Origin of the sequence: Shewanella sp. Choline-02u-19, from assembly GCF_002836205.1 — a bacterium.
In the GTDB taxonomy this organism is placed as follows: domain Bacteria; phylum Pseudomonadota; class Gammaproteobacteria; order Enterobacterales; family Shewanellaceae; genus Shewanella.
The window spans coordinates 438,480-460,981 of the sequence record NZ_PJBE01000013.1; the positions used below are offsets into that span (position 1 = coordinate 438,480).

Here is a 22,502-nt window from a genome sequence, read left to right on the forward strand (position 1 = left end):
AATGGATTTAAACGGGTTCAAATTGCTCAACGGAATGTAACTCTATTTTCAACGGAATGAATTATGAAACTTATTATTGCTCACTGCGCGTTATTATTATCGTTAATGTTAATGACACAGGCTCATGCAGTAACGGAGGCTATCAGTTTTGATGGTGGTGATTATGTCGAAATGACTGGTATTGTTCCGGAGTTAACAGAGGTAACGAGTTTATCGATAGTGACTTGGGTTAAGTTTGATAATGTCAGCCAATCACAGTGTTTCTTCTCTAGTTCGGATGCCGGTTTGGAGTTGTGTGTCGATTTTAACGGTGAAGATGATTTAGCCAATGCGATCGTAGTTTCTGAACCAGGAGTTCTCAGTAAGAGCCCTGCTCTAAGCTGGGCAGTAGGAACTTGGTACCAATTTGCGATAACTTTCGAAGTAGCTGGAAACGGAGATTTTAAAATCTATCGTAACGGAGGATTATTAAGTGATGACGGCCAGTATTCTCGAGCGACGTTCATAGACATTTTAGCGAGTGAAATTGTACATCTTGGTAAGCCGTCAAGCTATAGCGTTACAGCGGGGTATTCTAGTTTTTCCGGTGATATTGATGACTTCCAAATATACAACACCACTTTATCAGCTGCGGATATTAGCTCGCTCTATAATGGCGCTAATCCACAAGAAATTGCTGCAGATACCGCAGGGTTAATTTCCTATTGGAAAATGAATGATGTCGTTGCTCCTTTGGTTGATAGCGATGATACGGGGGGGCATGGCGGCACATTTCCTGGTGGTAGTAGCAATCCAACTCTGTCTCAAACCGGTATAGTCTCTGCTGTGGTGAGTAATACCCCTCCTACCATTTCTCTTGCAAGCTCAACGCTGAGTTACACTGAAAATGACTCTGTAACCCAAATCGATCCTGCGGCCACAGTGTTAGACAGTGACGGTGACGCGGATTGGGATGGCGGTACGCTCAAAATACAGCTTACCGCTGAGTCAGCAGATGAGTTTAGTGTGAGTGATTTAGATGGCGATGGCAGCGTAATAACCATTAATGACTATGACATACTGGGTAATGGTACAAACATTGGTAGTTTGAGTGTGTCTGGAGGGGTCGTGAATAATGGCGCCGCTTTGACCATCACCTTCAACAGTAATGCTACCAACACACTGGTACAGGAAGTACTGCAATCACTGCATTACCGTAATGTTTCTGATAATCCGAGTACCAATAATCGGACTATTACGGTAACCGCCACCGATACCAATGCTGGCACCGCAAGTGCTACCCGCACTATTAGCGTCTCAGCACAAAATGATGACCCGCTGCAAACAGGTTCTTTACCGACTGATCTTAGCGTGACAGAGGATGTGCCCAGTAATCTGGATTTAAGCGCTGTGAATGTAAGCGATGCCGATGGCACTAGTCTGACGTTAATTTTTACTACAGACGCTGGCACTCTATTAGTGGCCGATGGGGCTGCAGGCAGTGTTACTGAAACCGGCAGTGGTACAAATATCATAACGTTAACCGGTACGCCGACCAACGTTAATACTTACCTCGATACAGCCAGCAACCTAAAGTATTTAGGGATATTGAATGCGGCAGGGAATGATGTTGCGGTATTAACCCTCGAGGTAAACGATGGCGGTAATACTGGCAGCGGCGGTGGTGGCAATATCACTATTGGCAGCATTAATATAGACATCACTGCGGTAAACGATGCACCGACTCATATCAGCTTGACGGGCACTAGCATCAACCAAAGTGATACCGCTGCAGGTGCAGATATTGGCACCATCAATGCTGTCGACGTTGATGATGTCAGTTTTATTTACAGTTTGGTTGCTCAGGGAGTATCGGATTCGGGCAGTTGTGGTACGGGTAATGATGTCAATAACGTTTTGTTCCAAGTTACGGGTACGGCTCTTGAAACTGCAGCTGTTGTAGATTCAGGCAGTTATAAATTGTGCCTGCAAGTGAGTGATGCTCTTTCTACTTACCAAATCGCATTTTCTATTGATGTTAATGATGATGGCGCACCAAGTCTCAGTATTACGGGGGCAAGTGGTAATATCAACGCCGCCTTCACTGCAAGTTTCACATTCAATGAGTCAGTCACAGGGTTTGACGCGGCAGATATCGCAGTGAGTAATGCTTCAGTGACGAACTTCTCTGGCAGTGGCGCAAGTTATAGTGCGCTCATTACGCCAACGGCCGCAGGCAGTGTCACAGTTGATGTGGCAGCTAATGCCGCTATCGATGGTGCCAGTAACGGCAATACCGCAGCGGTGCAATTAACCGCGACTTACGATGCCAGCAAGCCAAGTGTTTTGATTAGTGGCGCTTCAGGTAATATCAACGCCGCCTTTACCGCGACATTCGCTTTTAGTGAATCCGTCACCGGTTTTGATGCTGCAGATATTTCTGTTAGCAATGCAGGTGTATCAAACTTCAGTGGTTCGGGTGACAGTTATAGTGCGCTGATCACACCCACCGCAGCAGGCAGTGTCACAGTCGATGTGGCAGCCAATGCCGCTATCGATGGTGCCAGTAACGGCAATACCGCAGCGGTGCAATTAACCGCCACCTATGACGCCAGCAAGCCAAGCCTTACGATTACGGGGGCAAGCGGTAATATCAACGCCGCCTTTACCGCGACATTCGCTTTTAGTGAATCCGTCACCGGTTTTGATGCTGCAGATATTTCTGTTAGCAATGCAGGTGTTTCAAACTTCAGTGGTTCGGGTGACAGTTACAGTGCGCTTATCACACCCACCGCAGCAGGCAGTGTTACGGTCGATGTGGCTGCTAATGCCGCAATCGATTTAGCCAGTAACGGCAATACTGCAGCAGTGCAGTTAACCGCCACCTATGACGCCAGCAAGCCAAGCCTGACGATTGCGGGGGCAAGCGGTAATATCAACGCCGCCTTTACCGCAACATTCGCCTTTAGTGAATCAGTGACCGGTTTTGATGCAGCAGATATTTCTGTTAGCAATGCAGGTGTTTCAAACTTCAGTGGTTCGGGTAGCAGTTATAGTGCGCTTATCACACCCACCGCGGCAGGCAGTTTTACGGTTGATGTGGCTGCTAATATAGCCGTCGATTCTGCCAGTAATGGCAATACTGCAGCAGTGCAGTTAACCGCCACCTATGACGCCAGTAAGCCAAGCCTGACGATTGCGGGGGCAAGCGGTAATATCAATGCCGCCTTTACCGCAACCTTTGCTTTTAGTGAGTCTGTCACTGGTTTTGATGCTGCAGATATTTCTGTTAGCAATGCAGGTGTATCAAACTTCAGTGGTTCGGGTGACAGTTACAGTGCGCTTATCACGCCTACCGCGGCAGGCAGTGTCACGGTCGATGTGGCTGCTAATGCCGCAATCGATTTAGCCAGTAACGGCAGTACTGCAGCAGTGCAGTTAACTGCCACTTATGATGCCAGCAAGCCAAGCCTGACGATTGCGGGGGCAAGCGGTAATATCAATGCCGCCTTTACCGCGACATTCGCTTTTAGTGAATCAGTGACTGGTTTTGATACTGCAGATATTTCTGTTAGCAATGCAGGTGTATCAAACTTCAGTGGTTCGGGTGACAGTTATAGTGCGCTGATCACGCCCACCGCAGCAGGCAGTGTCACGGTCGATGTTGCAGCAGATGCCGCTATCGATGGTGCCAGTAACGGCAATACCGCAGCGGTGCAGTTAACCGCCACTTATGACGCCAGCAAGCCAAGCCTGACGATTGGGGGGGCAAGCGGTAATATCAACGCCGCCTTTACCGCAACATTCACCTTTAGTGAATCCGTCACTGGTTTTGATGCTGCAGATATTTCTGTTAGCAATGCAGGTGTTTCAAACTTCAGTGGTTCGGGTGACAGTTACAGTGCGCTTATCACGCCCACCGCAGCAGGCAGTATCATGGTCGATGTGGCAGCCAATGCCGCAATGGATTTAGCCAGTAACGGCAATACTGCAGCAGTGCAGTTAACTGCCACCTATGACGCCAGCAAGCCAAGCCTGACGATTGCGGGGGCAAGCGGTAATATCAACGCCGCCTTTACCGCAACCTTTGCTTTTAGTGAATCCGTAACTGGTTTTGATGCTGCAGATATTTCTGTTAGTAATGCAGGTGTATCAAACTTCAGTGGTTCGGGTGACAGTTACAGTGCGCTGATCACACCCACCGCAGCAGGCAGTGTCACGGTCGATGTGGCAGCCAATGCCGCAATGGATTTAGCCAGTAACGGCAATACCGCAGCGGTGCAATTAACCGCCACCTATGACGCCAGCAAGCCAAGCCTGACGATTGGGGGGGCAAGCGGTAATATCAACGCCGCCTTTACCGCAACATTCACCTTTAGTGAATCCGTCACTGGTTTTGATGCTGCAGATATTTCTGTTAGCAATGCAGGTGTTTCAAACTTCAGTGGTTCGGGTGGCAGTTATAGTGCGCTTATCACGCCCACCGCAGCAGGCAGTGTCACGGTCGATGTGGCAGCCAATGCCGCAATGGATTTAGCCAGTAACGGCAATACTGCAGCAGTGCAGTTCACCGCCACCTATGATGCCAGTAAGCCGAGTGTTTTGATTAGTGGTACTTCAGGTAATATCAACGCAGAGTTTACTGCGAGCTTCACTTTCAGTGAATCTGTCACTGGTTTTGATGCTGCTGATATTGCGCTGAGCAATGCAACAATTTCAAGCTTTACTGGAAGTGGTAAAACGTATTCAGCGCTTATCACACCCACCGCAGCAGGCAGTGTCACGGTCGATGTTGCAGCAGATGCCGCTATCGATGGTGCCAGTAACGGCAATACCGCAGCGGTGCAATTCACCGCCACCTATGACGCCAGCCAGCCAAGCCTTACGATTGCGGGGGCAAGCGGTAATATCAACGCCGCCTTTACCGCAACATTCACCTTTAGTGAATCAGTGACCGGTTTTGATGCTGCTGATATTGCGCTGAGCAATGCAACAATTTCAAGCTTTACTGGAAGTGGTAAAACGTATTCAGCGCTTATCACACCCACTGCTGCAGGCAGTGTCACGGTCGATGTGGCAGCTAATGCCGCTATCGATGGTGCCAGTAATGGCAATACTGCAGCGGCGCAGTTCACCGCCACCTATGATGCCAGCCAGCCAAGCCTCACTATTAGTGGTGCTTCGGGTTATATCAACGCAGAGTTTACTGCGAGCTTCACTTTCAGTGAATCCGTGACCGGTTTTGATGCTACTGATATTGCGCTGAGCAATGCAACAGTTTCAAGCTTTACTGGAAGTGGTAAAACGTATTCGGCGCTGATCACACCAAGTGCGGCAGGCAGTGTCACGGTCGATGTCGCAGCAGATGCCGCTATCGATGGTGCCAGTAACGGCAATACCGCAGCGGTACAATTAACGGCAACGTATGATGCCAGTCAACCTAGTGTCACGATTAGTGGCGCTTCGGGTTATATCAATGCCGCCTTTACCGCAACTTTCACTTTCAGTGACTCGGTCACTGGTTTTGATGCTATCGATATCGCTGCCAGCAATGCTGGCGTGTCAAACTTCAGTGGTTCGGGTAAAGCTTATAGCGCGCTGATCACACCCACTGCAGCAGGCAGTGTCACAGTCGATGTGGCAGCTAATATAGCTGTCGATTCAGCCAGTAATGGCAATACCGCAGCTGTGCAGTTAACCGCCATCTATGATGCCAGCCAGCCAAGCCTCACTATTAGTGGTGCTTCGGGTTATATCAATGCGGCGTTTATCGCGACCTTTAGCTTTAGCGAGGACGTTGAAGATTTTGATATTACCGATATTGAACTTACCAATGCGACATTATCTCAGTGGAGTGCTGAGCGATTAAACTTTACCGTTCTAGTGACTCCGATAGAGCAAGGTGAGGTGTCATTGCAAGTCAAAGAGAGTGTTGCAACAGATAAGAGCGGCAGAACCAATTTAGCCTCAGATATTTTTAAAGTTAATTTTGATAGTGTTCAACCTGAAGTGACATTAGCAATACTTGAAATGGAGGTGCGTGAAGAGTTTGCTTTAGAGCTGCACTTTAGTGAGCCAGTTACAGGGTTGACACTAGAGGACCTACAAATAGAAAACGGTACGGCAGTGAGTTTGACGGGTGATGAACAGGAATATGTACTGAAAGGCTCTGTACTGACTGTTGGTCGTGATGTACTGGTCCAGTTACCTGCTGATGCTGTTCAAGATAGTGCTGAGAACGGTAATCTGGCATCAACTAACTTTGCCTACGCAACCAACAGCCCTGGTAGTGTCCGTATTGACGGTTATCTGGTTGAAGAGCAAACGATAACTGCTGTGATTGACGACATTGATGGAACGACAGCAACAGAACATAGCTATCAATGGTTTAGACATTCAGATGAACAGACATCATTGATAGGCACCGATGATGATTTCTATGTGTTATCGATTGAAGATGTTGGTAGTAGCCTATCTGTCGAGGCTAATTATGTTGATGATGCTGGTAGGGCTGAAATTGTTATGTCGGAGGCATCCACAATTGTGCAAACGATACCTGAGTATGCATTGTCATTGATTAGTGAATATGCCGAGCTTGGCGGTGAAACCGTAGATCTCATTGCGCAAGTTTATATTGATGCAGGTGTAAGCAGTGTTTCACTAGAACAATTGAATGCAATCTTGGCATTGCTAAATAATGCAGTAGCACACTATGCAACAGCAGATATTGACGAAGTGGCTGAAGTCGAGGCACTGATTATGCTTATTATGCTTGGGCAAGATAGTGATGGTGACGGTATGCCTAACTTGGTGGAAACAGATGTCGATACCGATGGTGATGGAATCGATGATGCTAATGATGAGGATTCAGATAATGATGGTGTGAGTGATGGGGTTGAATTTTCGATTGTAATGGTACTTGAGCAAAGCAGTGCGAGTTCTGTATCGATAGCAAAAGTGCAGCAGTCCAGTACAAGGGCAGCAGAAAGTAATAGTGGAACATCTGATAGCGATCAAGATGGTATTGTTGATTTCTTCGATGCGGATGTCGATGGCGATAATGTCATTGATCAAGGGCGAGTGGATATTAACTTTGATGGCGTCGATGACGGGTTAAACTCACTTGATGCTGTCATTAAAAAGTTGGCTAAGTTGGATATGGACATAGACTTAAGCCCAAATCATCTTGATCTGGACTCTGATAATGATGGTGTTGCAGATGTATTAGAAGCAGGGCTAGAAGATGCTGACAGTGATGGTTTCAATGACTATTCTGATCAGCTGATAAAAACAATAGGCGAGCTGATTGATACTAATAGCGATAGTCATCCGGATCTATTGCAGTTGAGTAGCGACGGTGAGCAATTTGATTTAATTAATGCGGGTTTGCCGGAATCATTAGATACAAATCAAGATGGTATCCTTGATGACACCATCGATATGGATAACGATGGCTTAGTGGATGTGATTGATGGCGCCGTTGGGGCATTTGGTAGCTTACCGGATCTCGATGGCGATGGTTACGCAAACCATGCTGATGATGATGATGACGGAGATGGAATCCCTGATATTGAAGAGAATCCACAACAGCAGTACTTCACTGGGTTTGATGCAGATGCTGACGGGATTGACGATGGGGTAGATTATGATGTCAACGGTGTTATTTCAGGCACTGATAATGATGGTAATGGAGTCAGGGATGATAGAGAAATGTTAGATACTGATAATGATGGCTTGGCCGATCATTTAGATATTGACTCAGATGGCGACGGTATCAAGGATACTAATGATCTGGCTAATAATAATGGGATCGATGGTAAAACAATTACCGGTGGTGGTTCTATGGGGTACTCGGGTCTTATGGTACTTGTTCTGCTTGCGATGCTACGTCAACGAAAAGTATATGTTTTAAAAATAGTGCCGATTTTTGTGCTTATTACAATGGGTGTGGCTTTACCTGCCCAGGCTGAGTACTCGATAGGTGCTGGACTTGGGGCTGTTAATCTTGAACCTACATTTTACACTGAGATAGACAAAGATAATGATTACGACTTCTCTTACAATCTTGAGCTTGGCTATGGTTTTTCAAAAAACTGGTGGCTTAAATTAAGAGGTGTCGATCTTGGCCAAGTGGATTTGAGTCAAAATAGCCGTGTTAGTGCTGAGATTGATTATAAAGGTGTAGCGCTATTTGCTCAGTACCAGATGCCTATCTTTACTGACTCAGGCTTTGAAATTTATGGTTTGGCTGGAGTTAGCTGGTTAGAGACTAAAAGTAGTGGGCCGATCAATATTGATGATAATAGTGATCAGCAGTTTGCTGCCGGTGCTGGGCTATATTATGGATTTAATCAAGATAATGGTTTGGCACTTGAATGGGTATCTTACGCTGAAGATGTATGGGTAATAGGACTGCAATATACTAGCCGTTTTGGCGGCTAACTTCTGGTTAATGAGATGTTTGTGTCGGTGCTTATTTGTACGTATAGCGAGTCACTTAGATAACGGATATAAAAAAGCGGTTGTTTGCTACATGAGCAATACAACCGCTTTTTTGATTTTTTTAGATTTAGTTAGCGATTTTTAGGTCGGCTTTTTCTGTGATTAAGTTCATATCAAAATCAAACTCATCAACACGGATAGCACGTTCACGCTTCAAGTTATAGTCTTGCAGCTGCTTGTGCTCGCTGTCATTAATCACCTTAGCGGTTAACGCTGCATCAAGTGTTAACGAGAACTTGATACCAGGCTTAAAGGTACGTGCTCTAATGGCTTTCTTTACCTTAGCTAACATTGGCAAACATTCCATCTTAGCCAGATAGGCTTGTTCATTGATGTAGTTACCGTCGCCCGCAACAGGTTTAACCAAGTGGGTTAGGTTTTTCTTAAACGCTGTATTTAGCTGTGCTTGTTCAGCAAGTTCGCGCACTAAGTTATCGTTTATTTTCTGCATCTTAGGTGAATAAGTTACAGTGATCAGGCGCATAAACTTACGTGTCGATGATGATGGGAAGTTGTCCAAAAAGTCCAATAGCGCTTTTTCGGCTTGGCATAGTGACCAGCGAGTGGCGTAGTGGAAGTATGGCGCCGCTTCAGCACGCTGCTCTGCAGGTAGCTTTTGCTCGTAATAACGGATAGAAGCCATTGCAGCATAAAGATAGCTCATCACATCGCCTAAACGGGCTGACAGCATCTCTGCTTGCTTTAACTTTCCGCCAAGCACCAGTAGTGAAAAGTCTGCATAAACGGCGAGTTTTGATGCCAGTTTATGAACAGATTGCTCATAGGGTTTAACTTCTGCAAGTTGAGAACTCGCGCCAGCAGTGAAAGGCAGTAAACCTAATTTGAATGCACGTAGGCTGTTGCCAACACTGTAACCAACGGTTTTGCGTAAAATACTGTTGAACTCTTTATCTGCATGCTTTTCGTTTGAGTGAATAGACTCAACCATGCTTTGCAAATAAGGATGACAACGCATAACGCCTTGACCGAAAATCATCAGGTTACGGGTAAGAATGTTGGCGCCTTCCACGGTAATGGCAATTGGCTGGGCGATATAACCAGAAGCCAATGTATTTTGTGGGCCATTTTGAATCGCTTTACCGGCTTGAATATCCATTGCTGAATCAAGTACGTCGCGGCCAAGCTCTGTCATGTGATATTTTGCAATTGCAGTCACAACCGATGGCTTCAGGCCTAAACCTAATCCTTCGGTGGTTAATACACGCATTGATTCTAGTAAGTAAGTCTTGCCAGCAATGTCAGCAAGCTTTTCTTGAATACCTTCAAATTTACCAATCGATAAACCAAATTGCTCACGCACTGCTGCGTACTCAGTCGATGATTTAAATGAGCACTGGCCAACAGAGACACCCAGTGCAGGCAGTGAAATACCGCGACCAGCACCTAGACATGCTACGAGCATTGCCCAGCCGCGACCGATATTTTTCTGGCCACCAATGATGAAATCCATTGGGATAAAGACATTTTCGCCACGCGTAGTACCGTTGTAGAAACTCATCCCCATTGGGTCATGACGATTACCTAGTTGCACACCTGGGTGAGACTTAGGGATTAAGGCACAGGTAATACCAAGGTTTTCTTTACCGCCGAGTATTCCGTTTGGATCTTCGACTTTAAAGGCGAGGCCTAACACACTCGCGATAGGGGCTAGCGTGATATAGCGCTTGTCCCATGTAACACTCAAACCGAGTACTTGCTCGCCATCATATTCACCCATAGTCACAGTGCCGACATCTGGAATACCGCCAGCGTCTGAGCCCGCTTCTGGGCTCGTTAGGGCAAAACATGGGATCTCTTGGCCTTTAGCAAGGCGGGGTAACCAATAATCTTGTTGTTGTGATGTACCGTAATGCATCAACAATTCGCCAGGGCCTAATGAGTTAGGCACCATAACGGTAACGGCTACGGCCGAGCTTTTAGCAGCAATGGTGCCAACAATGGTTGAGTTGGCATAAGGACTAAATTCAAGACCACCAAATGATTTTGGGATAATAAGAGAGAAAAATTTATTCTCTTTTAAAAAGTTAAGAATATTTTCTGGTAGATGTTTACTGCGCTGAATTTCAAAGTCGTCGACCATTTCAATTAAGGTCTGCACTGGGCCATCGAGAAAGGCTTGCTCATCAGCGGATAGTGTTGCAACCGGAATGTCACGTAGCGCAGCAAAATCAGGAACACCTTGATAGATAGAACCCTCTAGCCATACATCACCAGCGTCGAGTGCTTCTTGCTCAGTGGTAGAAATGCTTGGTAGTACTTTTTTTAGTTTAGTTCTTATGCTCATTTTGATGCTCATCCGACCAGAAGTATGAGTCACATTACGTCACAAAATGCGCCATAGATCAAATTTTCAAACGATAAATTTAAACACTTGTTTGGATTTTTATTTAAATAATAAAATTAACTATAAAAATTTCATAAGCTTACGCGTGTACGCTGGAATTAAATTATTTTCATAGTGATATGAATTAATTGATTTAAATCAATATTATTCGATGATTAGTGATCGTTTCCTGACAGGAAAGGGTATAACAATATTGCCAATTAAGCCTGTGATTAGACATTTTTATCAAGGGAGGTGATGAGTGTTGTGCTGAGTTTTACAACATGGAATGGGTTTAATTAGCTTAAATTATTAACCGTCAAAGTTGATGTTGAGTTGGAAATAACAAATTGAATGAGTGCTATATCCGCAACAGTAAACGGGGGATATCAAAGTGTCGATTATGTCATTTTCTGCTGGAAAGTAGCGATGATGAATCACCGCGAGCTGCTACTAACGCGATAATCTGTTCGTTAGCAGCTTAATAATATCAGTCATAGTCATTGAGTGTTTTTGAGGGAATTGTGGGGTCTGTGTATGACTCAAGACTCGTTATCTTCACTCGTTATCGGTACTTGCGGTATTGTCGGTCGTGATCTCTACAAGGGTTTCGTTGTTAAGGCTATTGGCAATAAAGCAATTGGCATGAGATTTCTCATGGATTTTTTTAATGACCTCATCACTGACTTCAATGCCCGCAGCAAATACGATTTTGGGGTTTAGCGTCATTTTATTTACAAATAACTTCCCCTGTGCATTTTTACCTAACTCAGCTTTAGCGTGGTCACTATAAGAGACAACAGCCAAACGTTTTAAGTGAGCAATCGTTAAAAACGTCAACATATGGCAGGAAGATAATGCCGCCAGTAGACTCTCTTCAGGATTAATAAATTGGCTATTACCACTGTACTCAGGTGCTGATGATGCATTAACTTGTTGGCCACTACCAAAGTTAATTGTATGGTCACGGCAAAATGCAGTTGGCTCGTTTACAGCAGCTTCGCTGCTCCAGTTTAAGTGTATATTAAAGCTCATACTGATTGCTCGCTTATAAAAAATGAAAATAATGCTGCGTTCTTGTTGGGTCAATAAGCATTATTGAAAGATGATGTTTTTTCTCGATTAAGCTTCGGTATTGGCTCTTCTGCTAGAGCCTGGGCCATAGCCGAAATAGCGTTTAAATGCTTTAGCAAAAGTGATATCACTTTGATAACCCACATCAAGCGCTGTTTTATACACACTGTCCCCAGCGCGTAGTTGTTTTTGTGCTTGTGATAAACGTAAACGAGTGATGTACTCTATCGGTGTCATATCGAGATAGGCTTTGAAATAGCTGGCAAAGCTGGCTCGTGAGTAACCACCCAGTTCGGCTAAGGTATTTACACTCCATGATTGACACAAGTCTTGGCTAATAGCATTGAGTACTTTACTCATTTTTGGATCTTGTAGTGCTTTAAATAAGCCAATATTACTATGTTCATCATTCGATAACTTCCGTAATAAACTTAGAAAGAATACCTCACTAAGACGAGACAAAATCACATCATTAGCGAGTGAACCTAGCTTGGCTTCTTCAATTAAACTCTGCGTAATTCCAGTGAGTGCACCGCTTTGTTCCTGTTTACGGATCACCATACATGCGGGTAGCTGGCAAATAAGCGGGTGATTTTTGTCTTCACTAAAATCAAAATAACCACAGATTAACCCCGTCGAATCTGATGGCTCATCAACCATAGGATATGCCACAAAACGGCTAATGGTTGCAGCGGCCTGCTCACTATTACTGCTGCTGATAATGTGCGGTGCATCATGGGGAAATACCACTAAGTCACCAGCGGTAAGCTCTAGCGCTTTAATATCACCGCAATAGAGAAATGCTTGCCCTTGACTGACCAAATGAAAACTCGCCAGACCGCTTCCTGAGGTGTCAGTACTCCATGTTTTACACAGTAACGAACGATGAAATATCGTGGCGTGAAGATGAAAATTTGAAAGTAAGCTATTAATGTTAAACATGGTTCCCCATCTATTGTGGCAATTCATCTTGTTATTTGGTGCTGTTAACTCACCCACTAACGAATGACTGTTCCATTGATACAGACGTTAGCACTATGCCAGAAGACCTTAATGATAAGATTAGACGATGAGACATAAAGCGCAGACGCTAAGGCATACAAAGCTGACGTTAATTTACCTATTCTGTTAGTTCAAACACATCATTAAGGAATATAAAATGAATAAGTTCATCACTCAGATAATGCTAATGACGGCACTCGTGTTTAGCTTTGCAACTTCAGCCGCAACTCCGACTCAAAATGCAGATGGGGTTGTCGAGATCTATCTCGACCAGCATGGCGGCTATTTCAGTGCTAAAGATACACTCGCATCACTAAAGCCCGGAAAGTATCAATTTATTATCACCAATAAGGCTGGCAAGCTGGTGGGTTTTCAACTGCAAAACTTCACCACTCATGAAGCGTTAGATATGTTTCCAATTGAACCAGGAAAAACGCTTCGTAGCGACGTGGTTGAAGTCAGCGCTGAAGGTGTTCGATTTAGATGTCCAATTAACCCAACGCCATGGTATGACATGGATAGTATTAAAGCGGGCTAACCCTTAAATGATTAGCAGCTATTAAGCTCACAAAGTCGGTAATATAGAGAAGACCGATTAAGAGTAGATTAAATTTCTAGGTTATTGATAGACTGTTTAAATCTGTATTGCTTGTCATATTGTCCAGCTTAAATTATAGATAGCAAAAAAGCCGCTTAATGCGGCTTCTTTGCTATCTATAAATAAAATGTTAGCTGTAAACGTTAATACTTTGCGATGTTTCTACATAGGTCTGCATAACCGCTGCTTGCTGCTGTTGGGCTTTATTATTGACGACAGCGGCTCGTGCATCATCATTGTTTGATAGATAATAAGCTGACGCTGGGGTTAGATTGCTGCTGCCTGTAGCCACTCCTGCTATATCTGCATAAAACTGATACTGAGCTTTGGCCTTTCTATAGTCAACGTAGTCGTCAACTTTCTCACCTTCATTGGGTAACTTTGGTGTTACAGGTAATATTTCTGCTTCATTGGCGACTGAACTCGTTTTTTCAGCAGAACGACCTTGAGCGGCTAGCTCAATGGCACTGGCAGATAATGTCACTGTATCGCTTGATGCGACAGGGGAAATTGGTTGATCGCTGCTGGTATTGGCAAGTTGAGAATGACTGTCCGCAGTACTTTGCTGTAGGTTTTGACTGTTTAGTGTTTTGGACTGAGCCGCAGTATTGGAGAGCGCTTGTGAAACTTGCATAAAACCTCAATCATCAAAAACATGTCTTAATAGACAAGATTTTAAGCGATTAAAGCTGAATGTGAACTGAACCAGTTAGAAGATAGGCAATTTTTTGATCCCATAACAAGGCATTAGTTTAACTCGCGGTGAAACTTTAAGGCCGATTGTTCAGTGATTATGCGAACAGAGACGATGTGTTTAGGGCTCAAGAATTTGTCTTAGAGGTAAAACCCAGCCAATTATCTTGGCTGGGAGTATGGATCTTAAGCTGGCGGGGAAATTAGCGGATCACAAACAGTGTCGTGCTAAATATCGCGCTTAACGCCATAGCATAGGGCATAAATTTCGCGCGGTAACTCAGTGTCATAATCACTAGTAGCCCCGATGCGGCTAGTAAACCAAAATAGATGATGCTGCCATAAGCAACACCTTGGTCAAGAGTACAACCCCAATAAGTGAGCGCCAGTCCAAGCCAACCTGTGATAGACAATCTGCGGCTTTGCTTATCGCTTGGTGCTTTGCCTAAGACTTCTCGATGGTGAGAGAACATGGCTAACGCTAATAAGCCAAATGCGATGTAACTAAATCCCAATAAACTTAACATCATCTATTAAGCCTCTTTGCCTGTAGTGGCTGTTGTTTGTATTACAATAGGGTCTTTCAAACGAGTCGCTGCGCGGCGACCAGTAGGCAGTTTAAGTTGCTGACTCAAAAGCTTACGTCGAGCAAACAAAATGCTAACTCCTATCACTACGCACATGATGTCGAAACCCACTAAAGACCATTGTGCTTGATTAATATTTCTTAGCAGATCACTATTTGAGGTCATTGCATTGAGCAGCGGGATCGCAATCAAGCTAGAGCCCGATAAGGCCAACACATAACGCCATACCGCTAATGTCCGCTTAAAGCAGGCGACTAAAGCAATTATAGTTAAGGCGATGAAAAAGCTATTAGCTTCCCATTGAGCACGGTTGATCATATCGATGGGTAACAGCCTGTTAGCATAGAAAAACACACTTGCTGCAAGCGGTAAACCTGCAATGAAAGTCAGGTTTAACCCTTCGACTAATCGCAGACCAAAACTGGCTTTCTCGCCTTGGTTTATCTGTTTATGCTGTTTTTGGCGAATTTTATTTGCCCAAAGCAGTGTCCCAGTCGCAATCATTGCGCAGCCCATCACACCACAGATGAAGAAAAAGAAACGTAATACAGGCCCTGAAAAACGTCCGGTATGCAGCGCTATTAAAGTGTCATGGGTATTTTGAGCGGCAGAATCAGGTTCAATCCCTTTATTCAAAAGAGTACCATCTACCGCGTTAAATATTGTGGCGACTCTTCTGTCGGTCACCGTCTCACCGGTATCTTTATAGACGCTGACTCGACTGTTTTTATCACCGGGGTTCGTCACAACAATCTGTCTAATAGGCTTGTTGTCAAATAACTGATTAATTTGCGGTAGTAGGGTGGTTAACTGAATAGTTTTTGCGGATTCGCCCAGTGGTATTACTTGTGCAGGACGGTTTTTTAACTCCTGACGAAAAGCCTTAGTATCACCGTCGTAAGCTGTGATAGCCGCCCAAGGCATGTACATTGCCATAAGCGTCACTAGCCCGGTATAAGTGATCATTAAGTGATAAGGCAGTGCGAGTACAGAACTGACATTATGAGCATCGAGCCAAGAGCGACTGCCTTTGTTACGTCTAAAGCTAAAGAAGTCTTTGAAGATCCGTTTATGAATGACAATGCCGCTGATTAACGCAATCAGCATAAACATGCTACAAAACCCGACAATCCAGCGAGCAATTTTTGCTGGCATGTAATGCAGATCAAAATGCAATCGATAGAAAAAGTTGCCGCCTTTTGACTGACGAACATCGGTTATGACTTCATCTTGTCCTTGCATCACCACATGTTCAATGAATTTGCCGCGACGCTGTCCCGCTTCAGGCTGAGTCTGCCAACTGTAACTTAGGTAAGGTTTACGATCTGTCGGAAAGCTGATGCGCCAATCGCGAGCATTGTTCGCGTGCTGACTGAGATAGCGTTGTGCCTTACTCAGCTCAGACTGAACTTTGCTGGCATTATAATCTTGAATCACGTTTTGATGTAGCTCAGGCTTAGTCCACAGGCTAATGTCATGTCGATAATAGCTCATCGTACCCGCGAAAAATATTAGCAATAGCACCCAACATACAAGCAAGCCAACCCAAGTATGTAGCCAAGTCATGCTGCGGAAAAAATTCTCTTTCATTGTTAGCTTACCAGTAAAATAATCAGATAGAAAAGGCTGCTCAACCCGAGTAGATCTCGCCATGCTAATAGGTGATGCTTAACGCTAAAAACCCAAATGATTGCAGTAGCATAAACAGCAAATGACAGCATCATAGCGGTTAATGCGCTCTGAACTGCTACCAATGGAATGATAATGGCAAATAGCCCACATGCAGTTGCAGCGACGAGGTAACCACCGAATATCGCGGCTAGAGCACGCGAAGTAATATTGAATAGCTGCAAGCTAATCAAATGCTTGAAATTAGAGTTAACTGAGATCACAGAGACAGACACCTAAATGTTAGGCGTCATTAACGGTGCGCCTAATCTTCATAAAATAGGGCTGTATTTTACATTAATAAACTTAATTGATAACTATTTTTATTCGTATTTAACTGCGAAAGTGACAATCTTGGGATATGTGTCGCAAAAAATGCTGCATCATCTGCCTATAGCTAACCATCAAATTTCATTGTGAAAGACTATTTACGATAAAAATTAAGTGATTATAGTGAGTGATGCCACCTTACCTCCGTAGTCAATATATCGGTGACAATAAGTGTAAAGTTGCCACAGGAGAGTGGTCTACGATCGACTTAGCGGTGACGGAAAATAAAGAGGATGTAGCGCCCGATATGGTACAAACTCTCGCCTCAAAAGGCGCTGATTTACGCTATTGCGCCCAGAGCCTAAAGCACCAGTGTTTAATGTGAACAAGGTAAAATAATGCGCAGATGTCGCGCTAAGTGATTGATGTCATAACAACCAGAAAATATATTTTAATTTTTTTGCTAAAAGCGTGATAAAAACCCAGCTAAAGCTGGTTTTTTTGTCTAAATTTGTAGAAGGTAATCAAGTACGCGATTTATTGCTTTTTGGCGCGCGAGTCACTTATTACCCAGTTAGTATATGTTTTAACCATAGCTAGATGACGAATTTATTAAAAACTGAAAATATTATTTTTTTGACTTTACTGATGGATACTGGGCTACAGCGGTTTATGTGTTTTTTATGAGCAATTAATGAGATAAATTTTTATTAATAAAGCTTGTAATTTAAAGCGCTAACCCCAAGTGTATTAGGTAGAAGTCATTGTAAAAAGGAAAACCTATGAAAATAAATCTTTCTGGTCACCACGTTGATGTTACTGATGTTGTTAAGCAGCATGTCCAAGAGAAGTTTTCGAAGATAGAGAGTCATTTTCCAACCCTGATCGCACTCGATATTATTATTTCTAAAGAGCATAGCGAATTCCAGGTTGAAATTAGAACCAATTATGAGGGAAGTCGAATATCATCGTCGGGTAGCGATACCATTATGTACCCAGCGATAACCAGCGCAGCTAGAAAACTCGATGCGGCACTAAAGCATCGTAAAGGCCAACTAAAGGCTGATCTACATTCAAAGCCTGTTGTTACTACTCCTGAGATTGCTCATGAAAAAGTTCAAGAGATGAACTTAACGTAACTTAGCCGATTTAAAGTATAACGCCCCCGCTGCTAAAAATGATTAGCGCGGGGGCTTTTTTATGTCTTACACTTTTGATTAAAAACTGAAAAAAACGACATAAGATAGGGTGTTGCTTAGTTGCAAAAATGCCTAAGCAGCGCTATGTCTAATCGGTTTCTGATTTTGAAAAAGCAGTATCATTTTCTTTTGGCGGTGGGGTCCAGCCTCGCTCCATTCTCGAAAAGCTACGGTAGCGCTCATCTTTCATCGCAGCGCTTAATGTCTCTTCCAATTGAATAAACATGTCTCGGTAATGGACTAGGTGTTTATCATCACCAGTGACCTGCTTCCATGATTCGTAAAGGGTGTCTTTGTGGGCCATTTCAGTTTCAAAAAATATCGCGCGTTGTTGCTCAGCTTTAAAAGGGTGAACCCCAAGGTGAGTTAATGCGTGTTTACCCAGTTGTAGGGCTGAATGGAAGGTCTCACTCACCATAAAGTCGGCACCCGCTTTACGCAGTCGATAGAGGTTACTTCTATCAAACGCCCTGGCAAGGATAATTACGTTAGGGTAGGTATGTTTGATGTATTCGGTGAGTTCAACCGCTCGGTCTGGATTATCAATGGCAATCACCAACATCTTGGCTTCTGCTATACCCGCGGTATGCAACAAGTCGGGTTGAGTTGCATCACCATAAAAACTCTTGGTATTAATCTTTCTGAGGTTTTCAACTTGTTGAGCCTCATGATCAAGCACCACGGTTTTAAAGCCATTAGTCACTAAAAGGCGATTCACTATCTGACCAAATCGACCAACCCCCGCAATGATGACCGTCCCTTTCTCATCGATAACATCAGGCTCTCGCATGTTTTCCGTTTGCTCGTAGCGAGGCAAAATGACTTTATCAAACAAAATAAAGAGTCCAGGCGTGAGGAACATCGATATAGCTACCACTAGAGACAGTATTTGGGCTAAATCAACCGGAATGACATGGTTTTGTACGGTATAGCTCAGAAGTACGAAACCAAATTCACCAGCTTGTGCAAGGCTTAATGCAAATAACCAGCGGTCGCTATTTTTGATCTTAAAGATCATTGCCAGTAACAGTAATACCGTTGCTTTAATGAGAATAACACCTAAAGTCATCGCCATTACTGGGCCAATATTGCTGGCCAGTACATCAAAGTCGATACCCGCCCCTACAGTGATAAAAAACAGGCCGAGCAATAAACCTTTAAAAGGTTCGATGACGGACTCAAGTTCATGTCTAAATTCACTGTTGGCCAATACGACGCCGGCCAAGAAGGTACCTAAAGCGGGAGATAATCCAACAAGGCTCATTAACGCCGCAATACCGATGACCAACATTAATGCTGTCGCAGTAAAAATCTCCCGCAAGTTAGAACTGGCAACGTATCGAAACAATGGCCGGCTTAAGTAATTGCCGCCGACAACCACAATAGCGATAGCGCTTAAAACAACAATGCCATACGCCCAACCCGGTAGGCCAGCGACCAAAGACATCTGTTCATGATGTTCTGCCGCGGTGGCTGCGGCTGACTGTGCCTTTTCTATGAGTTCTGGCAGCGCTAGCAGTGGAATTAGCGCCAACATAGGAATGACAGCGATATCTTGAAATAGCAGTACAGAGAATGCGTTTTTACCGCCTTCTGTTTTGGTTAGGTTCTTTTCATTAAAGGTTTGCAGCACGATCGCGGTTGATGACAGTGAAAAAATCATACCGATAGTAAGTGCAATACTCCAATTAAAGCCGAAAGCAAATGCAATGCCCATAACCACCAATGTAGATAGTCCAACTTGAAGACCGCCTAAGCCGATGAGTTTATGACGCATATTCCACAACATGCGAGGTTCAAGCTCTAAACCGACTAAAAATAGCATCATCACCACGCCAAACTCAGCAAAGTGTTGCAAGGTACTTGTTTCATTGCCCACTAAACCCGCTATGGGTCCAATGACGACTCCGGCAATTAAATATCCTAATACCGACCCCAAACCTAACCGCTTAGCCAGCGGGACGGCAATAACGGCGGCCGCTAGGTAGATAAAAGCTTGTATAAAATAAGCGGTCATTATCAGTCCCTTATCAAAATATTGAGATTTTCATTTAGTTTTTCGAGTGACTTTCCGAGCGCTATATCTAAGGTATTATTGCTTAATGCGGATAAGATTCTCAGCCAATCTTCGATATGTGAATGTACGCGGTTTTCGTCAAAAGCACTGCGGGCACAAAAAAGGGCAAAAGGGGCGAGGTAAGTCATCCCTGTGAGGCTCGCTGTTTGTTCTAGCGGATGGAGTAATTCCCTTAAGGTAAAATGGTTATAACCATCTGCCTGATAAGCAGTTTCACTACCTCCCGCGCTAATGGCACACAAAAATGTTTTCCCCTCAAGGGCATTACCGTTTGCACCATAAGCAAAGTTGTATTCAAGTACGAGATCTTGCCACTCTTTCAAAATCGCGGGCGTAGAGTACCAATACAGTGGAAACATGAATACGATAACATCGTGATCTCGGAGTCGTTGTTGCTCTTTGTCGATGTTAATCCTAAATGTGGGATATTCGGCATATAGATCAACTGCGGTGACATGTTCCTGTTGTTGAGTGGCACGAAATAGTGGTTTATTTATCTCAGAACGCTCTTGAGAGGGGTGGGCGTAAAGTACGAGGATCTTTTTTGCAGCATCAACCATTATTTGTCCAATTTAATCATCCTAACTATCTGTTATTTAATTTAGCACAGAGAACTAGAAGCATTAACAAACTTTGAATGTAGATTGATACTTAGGTCATTTTTATTACGCCTGTCCGTGGATAAGCGTGCTATTGAATTGAGCTTTATTAGAGATGGCTATATGCCTAAGTTTCGTTCTGTTTCTAGGGTTTCGGCACGAATGATATCAATTGATTTATCTGCTTTAACACCTATGCGGTTATCTTTAAAAATATTGATCTCTATTTCGCCTAAAGAGTTGCCATATTCATCGTAGATATTGCTGAGAATAATCGCACTGTTCACTGAGCGGGTTAGAATTAACATAATACATCCTTGTATATGAACTGCTGCTCCTAGTTTAGACTAATATTTGCAGGAGGGTGGCTCAACAGAAAGGCTGATTTGGTCTTTTACGCTGCATTATCGAGTTTTACTCGTCGATATTTTAATAAAAATCAAAAGTTACAGAGGATCACTTGTTAGTGGTTCTCGGGTAAAGCAAGGTTAAGTCTGGTAGTTATTCATTTAATGTTTATTAACATCCAATGAATACCTCTAAAGGAATAATAAGATCAGAGGGATAACTACAGAGTTCACAGAAGTAAAAAACAACATGGATATCAATTGTTATCGAATTTGTTGGTCGATACACTAAAGGTATTACATAAGGTATATATAAAATGCATTTTTAAGGTAAAGCAAAACGATGTTAAATATTGACGACCCAGCAGCGACAGAAAAAATTCCCGCCTTGTTTAGGCTAGGTTTTAGACCTTTTTTTCTAGGCGGCGCTTTGGTTGCCATGTTGTTTGTACCGCTTTGGCTACTGACATGGTTTTTCCCAGAACATAGCCTATTCCAAACAGACTTTTGGGTTAAAGTTGTACCGCTTTGGTGGCATCCGCATGAGATGTTGTTTGGCTTTGCACTTGCCATTGTGTGTGGCTTTTTGTTGACGTCAGTACAGACGTGGACTAACCAACCGGGGATGAAAGGTTGGGCGTTGGCGTTGACCTTTGGCTGTTGGTTGATAGCAAGAATCATGTTGCTGTTGCCGGTTTCTATTCCACTTTGGCTGCCGGCAATATTTGACTCATTATTTTTAGGGCTCACAGCGTTAAAACTTTGGCGCTGCATCTATAAAGTGAAACAATGGCAAAATATTGGCTTTCCAATCATGCTGGTGGCCGCTTTATCGATAAACCTACTTAGTTATTATGCGCTAAGCACGAGAGATTTTTCACTTAGCCTACAGATCTGGCAAGCGATGATATGGTGGTTAGGGCTACTGATCACTATTGTTGGCGGTCGGGTTATTCCGTTCTTTACGGCAATAAGAATTAAGCAAACTAAACCCACGCCAATCGCCTTGATTGAAAAAAGCCTTATTGTGGCTATGGTTATATTAGTTATTCAAGCGATGAGTAAAGTGCTACCAGTGGCTGTTGAACAAGCGCTTTTACTTATCGCTGGAGTGTTACACCTTATTCGTTGGTTACGTTGGTTTCCACATAAAACCCTTAAAGAACCGATGTTGTGGTCATTACACATTGCGTACCTCTTTTTGCCGATAGCCTTGTTGGCGCTTGCAGCAAAAATTCACGACACCATGGCGTACCATCATTTGATACACCTATTTGGTATCGGTACATTAGCGGGCATTTGCCTGTCGATGATTTCAAGAGTTTCGCTTGGCCACACTAGCCGAAATATCTACCAAGGCCCAAATATGACGGTTGCCTTTTTATGTATCCCAATTGCTGCGGTATTAAGATCTTTAATGCCAATCATTTCACCTGAGCATTATCAACTATGGTTGTGGTTGGCTGGCGCATTTTGGTCTTTAGCGTTTGCAATGTTTGTCGTCAATTATGCTTCGATACTATCAAAACCAAGAGTTGATGGTCGTCCAGGCTAGGCGTTGTT

15 protein-coding genes are annotated in these 22,502 nt (G+C 43.7%); 5 read left to right on the forward strand and 10 right to left on the reverse strand.

The features are described 5' to 3' along the window. The first annotated feature begins 63 nt into the window (after positions 1-63). Positions 64-8,421 carry an Ig-like domain-containing protein gene (locus tag CXF83_RS08610; RefSeq protein WP_101092296.1) on the forward strand — a complete coding sequence of 2,786 codons (8,358 nt, stop codon included), beginning with the start codon at positions 64-66 and terminating at the stop codon, positions 8,419-8,421. A gap of 127 nt (positions 8,422-8,548) precedes the next feature. Here the strand turns inward: CXF83_RS08610 and CXF83_RS08615 are convergent, their stop codons facing one another. From CXF83_RS08615 to CXF83_RS08625, 3 genes are all read right to left on the reverse strand, one after another. Further along, on the reverse strand, positions 8,549-10,786 hold the full coding sequence (locus CXF83_RS08615; RefSeq protein ID WP_101092295.1) for an acyl-CoA dehydrogenase: 2,238 nt from the start codon (positions 10,784-10,786) through the stop codon (positions 8,549-8,551). Between the two features lie 597 nt (positions 10,787-11,383). Then, positions 11,384-11,860, reverse strand: coding sequence for an OsmC family protein (locus CXF83_RS08620; RefSeq protein ID WP_101092294.1), 477 nt, complete (start codon positions 11,858-11,860; stop codon positions 11,384-11,386). An 87-nt stretch (positions 11,861-11,947) separates the two neighbouring features. Further along, positions 11,948-12,841 (reverse strand): AraC family transcriptional regulator, encoded by an 894-nt coding sequence (locus CXF83_RS08625; RefSeq protein WP_198553529.1) that lies wholly within the window; start codon positions 12,839-12,841, stop codon positions 11,948-11,950. Between the two features lie 217 nt (positions 12,842-13,058). Between CXF83_RS08625 and CXF83_RS08630 the strand changes: the two genes are divergently transcribed. Further along, entirely contained in the window at positions 13,059-13,439 is a 381-nt protein-coding gene (locus CXF83_RS08630) for a hypothetical protein (RefSeq protein WP_101092292.1), read from the forward strand. Positions 13,440-13,629: 190 nt separating this feature from the next. Here the strand turns inward: CXF83_RS08630 and CXF83_RS08635 are convergent, their stop codons facing one another. The 4 genes from CXF83_RS08635 to CXF83_RS08650 form a co-directional block, all read right to left on the reverse strand. Next, complete coding sequence (locus CXF83_RS08635; protein ID WP_101092291.1) at positions 13,630-14,133, reverse strand: hypothetical protein; 504 nt, start codon at positions 14,131-14,133, stop codon at positions 13,630-13,632. Positions 14,134-14,395: 262 nt separating this feature from the next. After that, on the reverse strand, positions 14,396-14,722 hold the full coding sequence (locus tag CXF83_RS08640; RefSeq protein ID WP_101092290.1) for a DUF3325 domain-containing protein: 327 nt from the start codon (positions 14,720-14,722) through the stop codon (positions 14,396-14,398). Positions 14,723-14,725: 3 nt separating this feature from the next. Next, positions 14,726-16,369 carry a PepSY-associated TM helix domain-containing protein gene (locus CXF83_RS08645; protein WP_101092289.1) on the reverse strand — a complete coding sequence of 548 codons (1,644 nt, stop codon included), beginning with the start codon at positions 16,367-16,369 and terminating at the stop codon, positions 14,726-14,728. A gap of 2 nt (positions 16,370-16,371) precedes the next feature. Then, positions 16,372-16,671: a hypothetical protein gene (locus CXF83_RS08650; protein WP_101092288.1), complete on the reverse strand. Its 300-nt coding sequence runs from the start codon at positions 16,669-16,671 to the stop codon at positions 16,372-16,374. Positions 16,672-16,907: 236 nt separating this feature from the next. Between CXF83_RS08650 and CXF83_RS08655 the strand changes: the two genes are divergently transcribed. Together CXF83_RS08655 and hpf are read left to right on the forward strand one after the other, a co-directional pair. After that, entirely contained in the window at positions 16,908-17,102 is a 195-nt protein-coding gene (locus tag CXF83_RS08655; protein ID WP_101092287.1) for a hypothetical protein, read from the forward strand. 397 nt (positions 17,103-17,499) lie between these two features. Beyond that, positions 17,500-17,856, forward strand: coding sequence for a ribosome hibernation-promoting factor, HPF/YfiA family (hpf, locus tag CXF83_RS08660; protein ID WP_101092286.1), 357 nt, complete (start codon positions 17,500-17,502; stop codon positions 17,854-17,856). Between the two features lie 148 nt (positions 17,857-18,004). Here the strand turns inward: hpf and CXF83_RS08665 are convergent, their stop codons facing one another. The 3 genes from CXF83_RS08665 to CXF83_RS08675 form a co-directional block, all read right to left on the reverse strand. Then, on the reverse strand, positions 18,005-19,933 hold the full coding sequence (locus CXF83_RS08665; RefSeq protein WP_101092285.1) for a monovalent cation:proton antiporter-2 (CPA2) family protein: 1,929 nt from the start codon (positions 19,931-19,933) through the stop codon (positions 18,005-18,007). Positions 19,934-19,935: 2 nt separating this feature from the next. Continuing rightward, on the reverse strand, positions 19,936-20,553 hold the full coding sequence (locus tag CXF83_RS08670; protein ID WP_101092284.1) for an NAD(P)H-dependent oxidoreductase: 618 nt from the start codon (positions 20,551-20,553) through the stop codon (positions 19,936-19,938). Between the two features lie 158 nt (positions 20,554-20,711). After that, positions 20,712-20,900 carry a carbon storage regulator gene (locus CXF83_RS08675; RefSeq protein WP_101092283.1) on the reverse strand — a complete coding sequence of 63 codons (189 nt, stop codon included), beginning with the start codon at positions 20,898-20,900 and terminating at the stop codon, positions 20,712-20,714. 382 nt (positions 20,901-21,282) lie between these two features. Between CXF83_RS08675 and CXF83_RS08680 the strand changes: the two genes are divergently transcribed. Then, positions 21,283-22,494: an NnrS family protein gene (locus CXF83_RS08680; protein WP_101092282.1), complete on the forward strand. Its 1,212-nt coding sequence runs from the start codon at positions 21,283-21,285 to the stop codon at positions 22,492-22,494. Positions 22,495-22,502: the final 8 nt, after the last annotated feature.

Coding starts and splice junctions, on each gene's coding strand:
- CXF83_RS08610 (WP_101092296.1), top strand. CDS start 64: ATGAAACTTATTATTGCTCACTGCGCGTTATTATTATCGTTAATGTTA.
- CXF83_RS08615 (WP_101092295.1), bottom strand. CDS start 10,786: ATGAGCATAAGAACTAAACTAAAAAAAGTACTACCAAGCATTTCTACC.
- CXF83_RS08620 (WP_101092294.1), bottom strand. CDS start 11,860: ATGAGCTTTAATATACACTTAAACTGGAGCAGCGAAGCTGCTGTAAAC.
- CXF83_RS08625 (WP_198553529.1), bottom strand. CDS start 12,841: ATGTTTAACATTAATAGCTTACTTTCAAATTTTCATCTTCACGCCACG.
- CXF83_RS08630 (WP_101092292.1), top strand. CDS start 13,059: ATGAATAAGTTCATCACTCAGATAATGCTAATGACGGCACTCGTGTTT.
- CXF83_RS08635 (WP_101092291.1), bottom strand. CDS start 14,133: ATGCAAGTTTCACAAGCGCTCTCCAATACTGCGGCTCAGTCCAAAACA.
- CXF83_RS08640 (WP_101092290.1), bottom strand. CDS start 14,722: ATGATGTTAAGTTTATTGGGATTTAGTTACATCGCATTTGGCTTATTA.
- CXF83_RS08645 (WP_101092289.1), bottom strand. CDS start 16,369: ATGAAAGAGAATTTTTTCCGCAGCATGACTTGGCTACATACTTGGGTT.
- CXF83_RS08655 (WP_101092287.1), top strand. CDS start 16,908: ATGCCACCTTACCTCCGTAGTCAATATATCGGTGACAATAAGTGTAAA.
- hpf (WP_101092286.1), top strand. CDS start 17,500: ATGAAAATAAATCTTTCTGGTCACCACGTTGATGTTACTGATGTTGTT.
- CXF83_RS08665 (WP_101092285.1), bottom strand. CDS start 19,933: ATGACCGCTTATTTTATACAAGCTTTTATCTACCTAGCGGCCGCCGTT.
- CXF83_RS08670 (WP_101092284.1), bottom strand. CDS start 20,553: ATGGTTGATGCTGCAAAAAAGATCCTCGTACTTTACGCCCACCCCTCT.
- CXF83_RS08675 (WP_101092283.1), bottom strand. CDS start 20,900: ATGTTAATTCTAACCCGCTCAGTGAACAGTGCGATTATTCTCAGCAAT.
- CXF83_RS08680 (WP_101092282.1), top strand. CDS start 21,283: ATGTTAAATATTGACGACCCAGCAGCGACAGAAAAAATTCCCGCCTTG.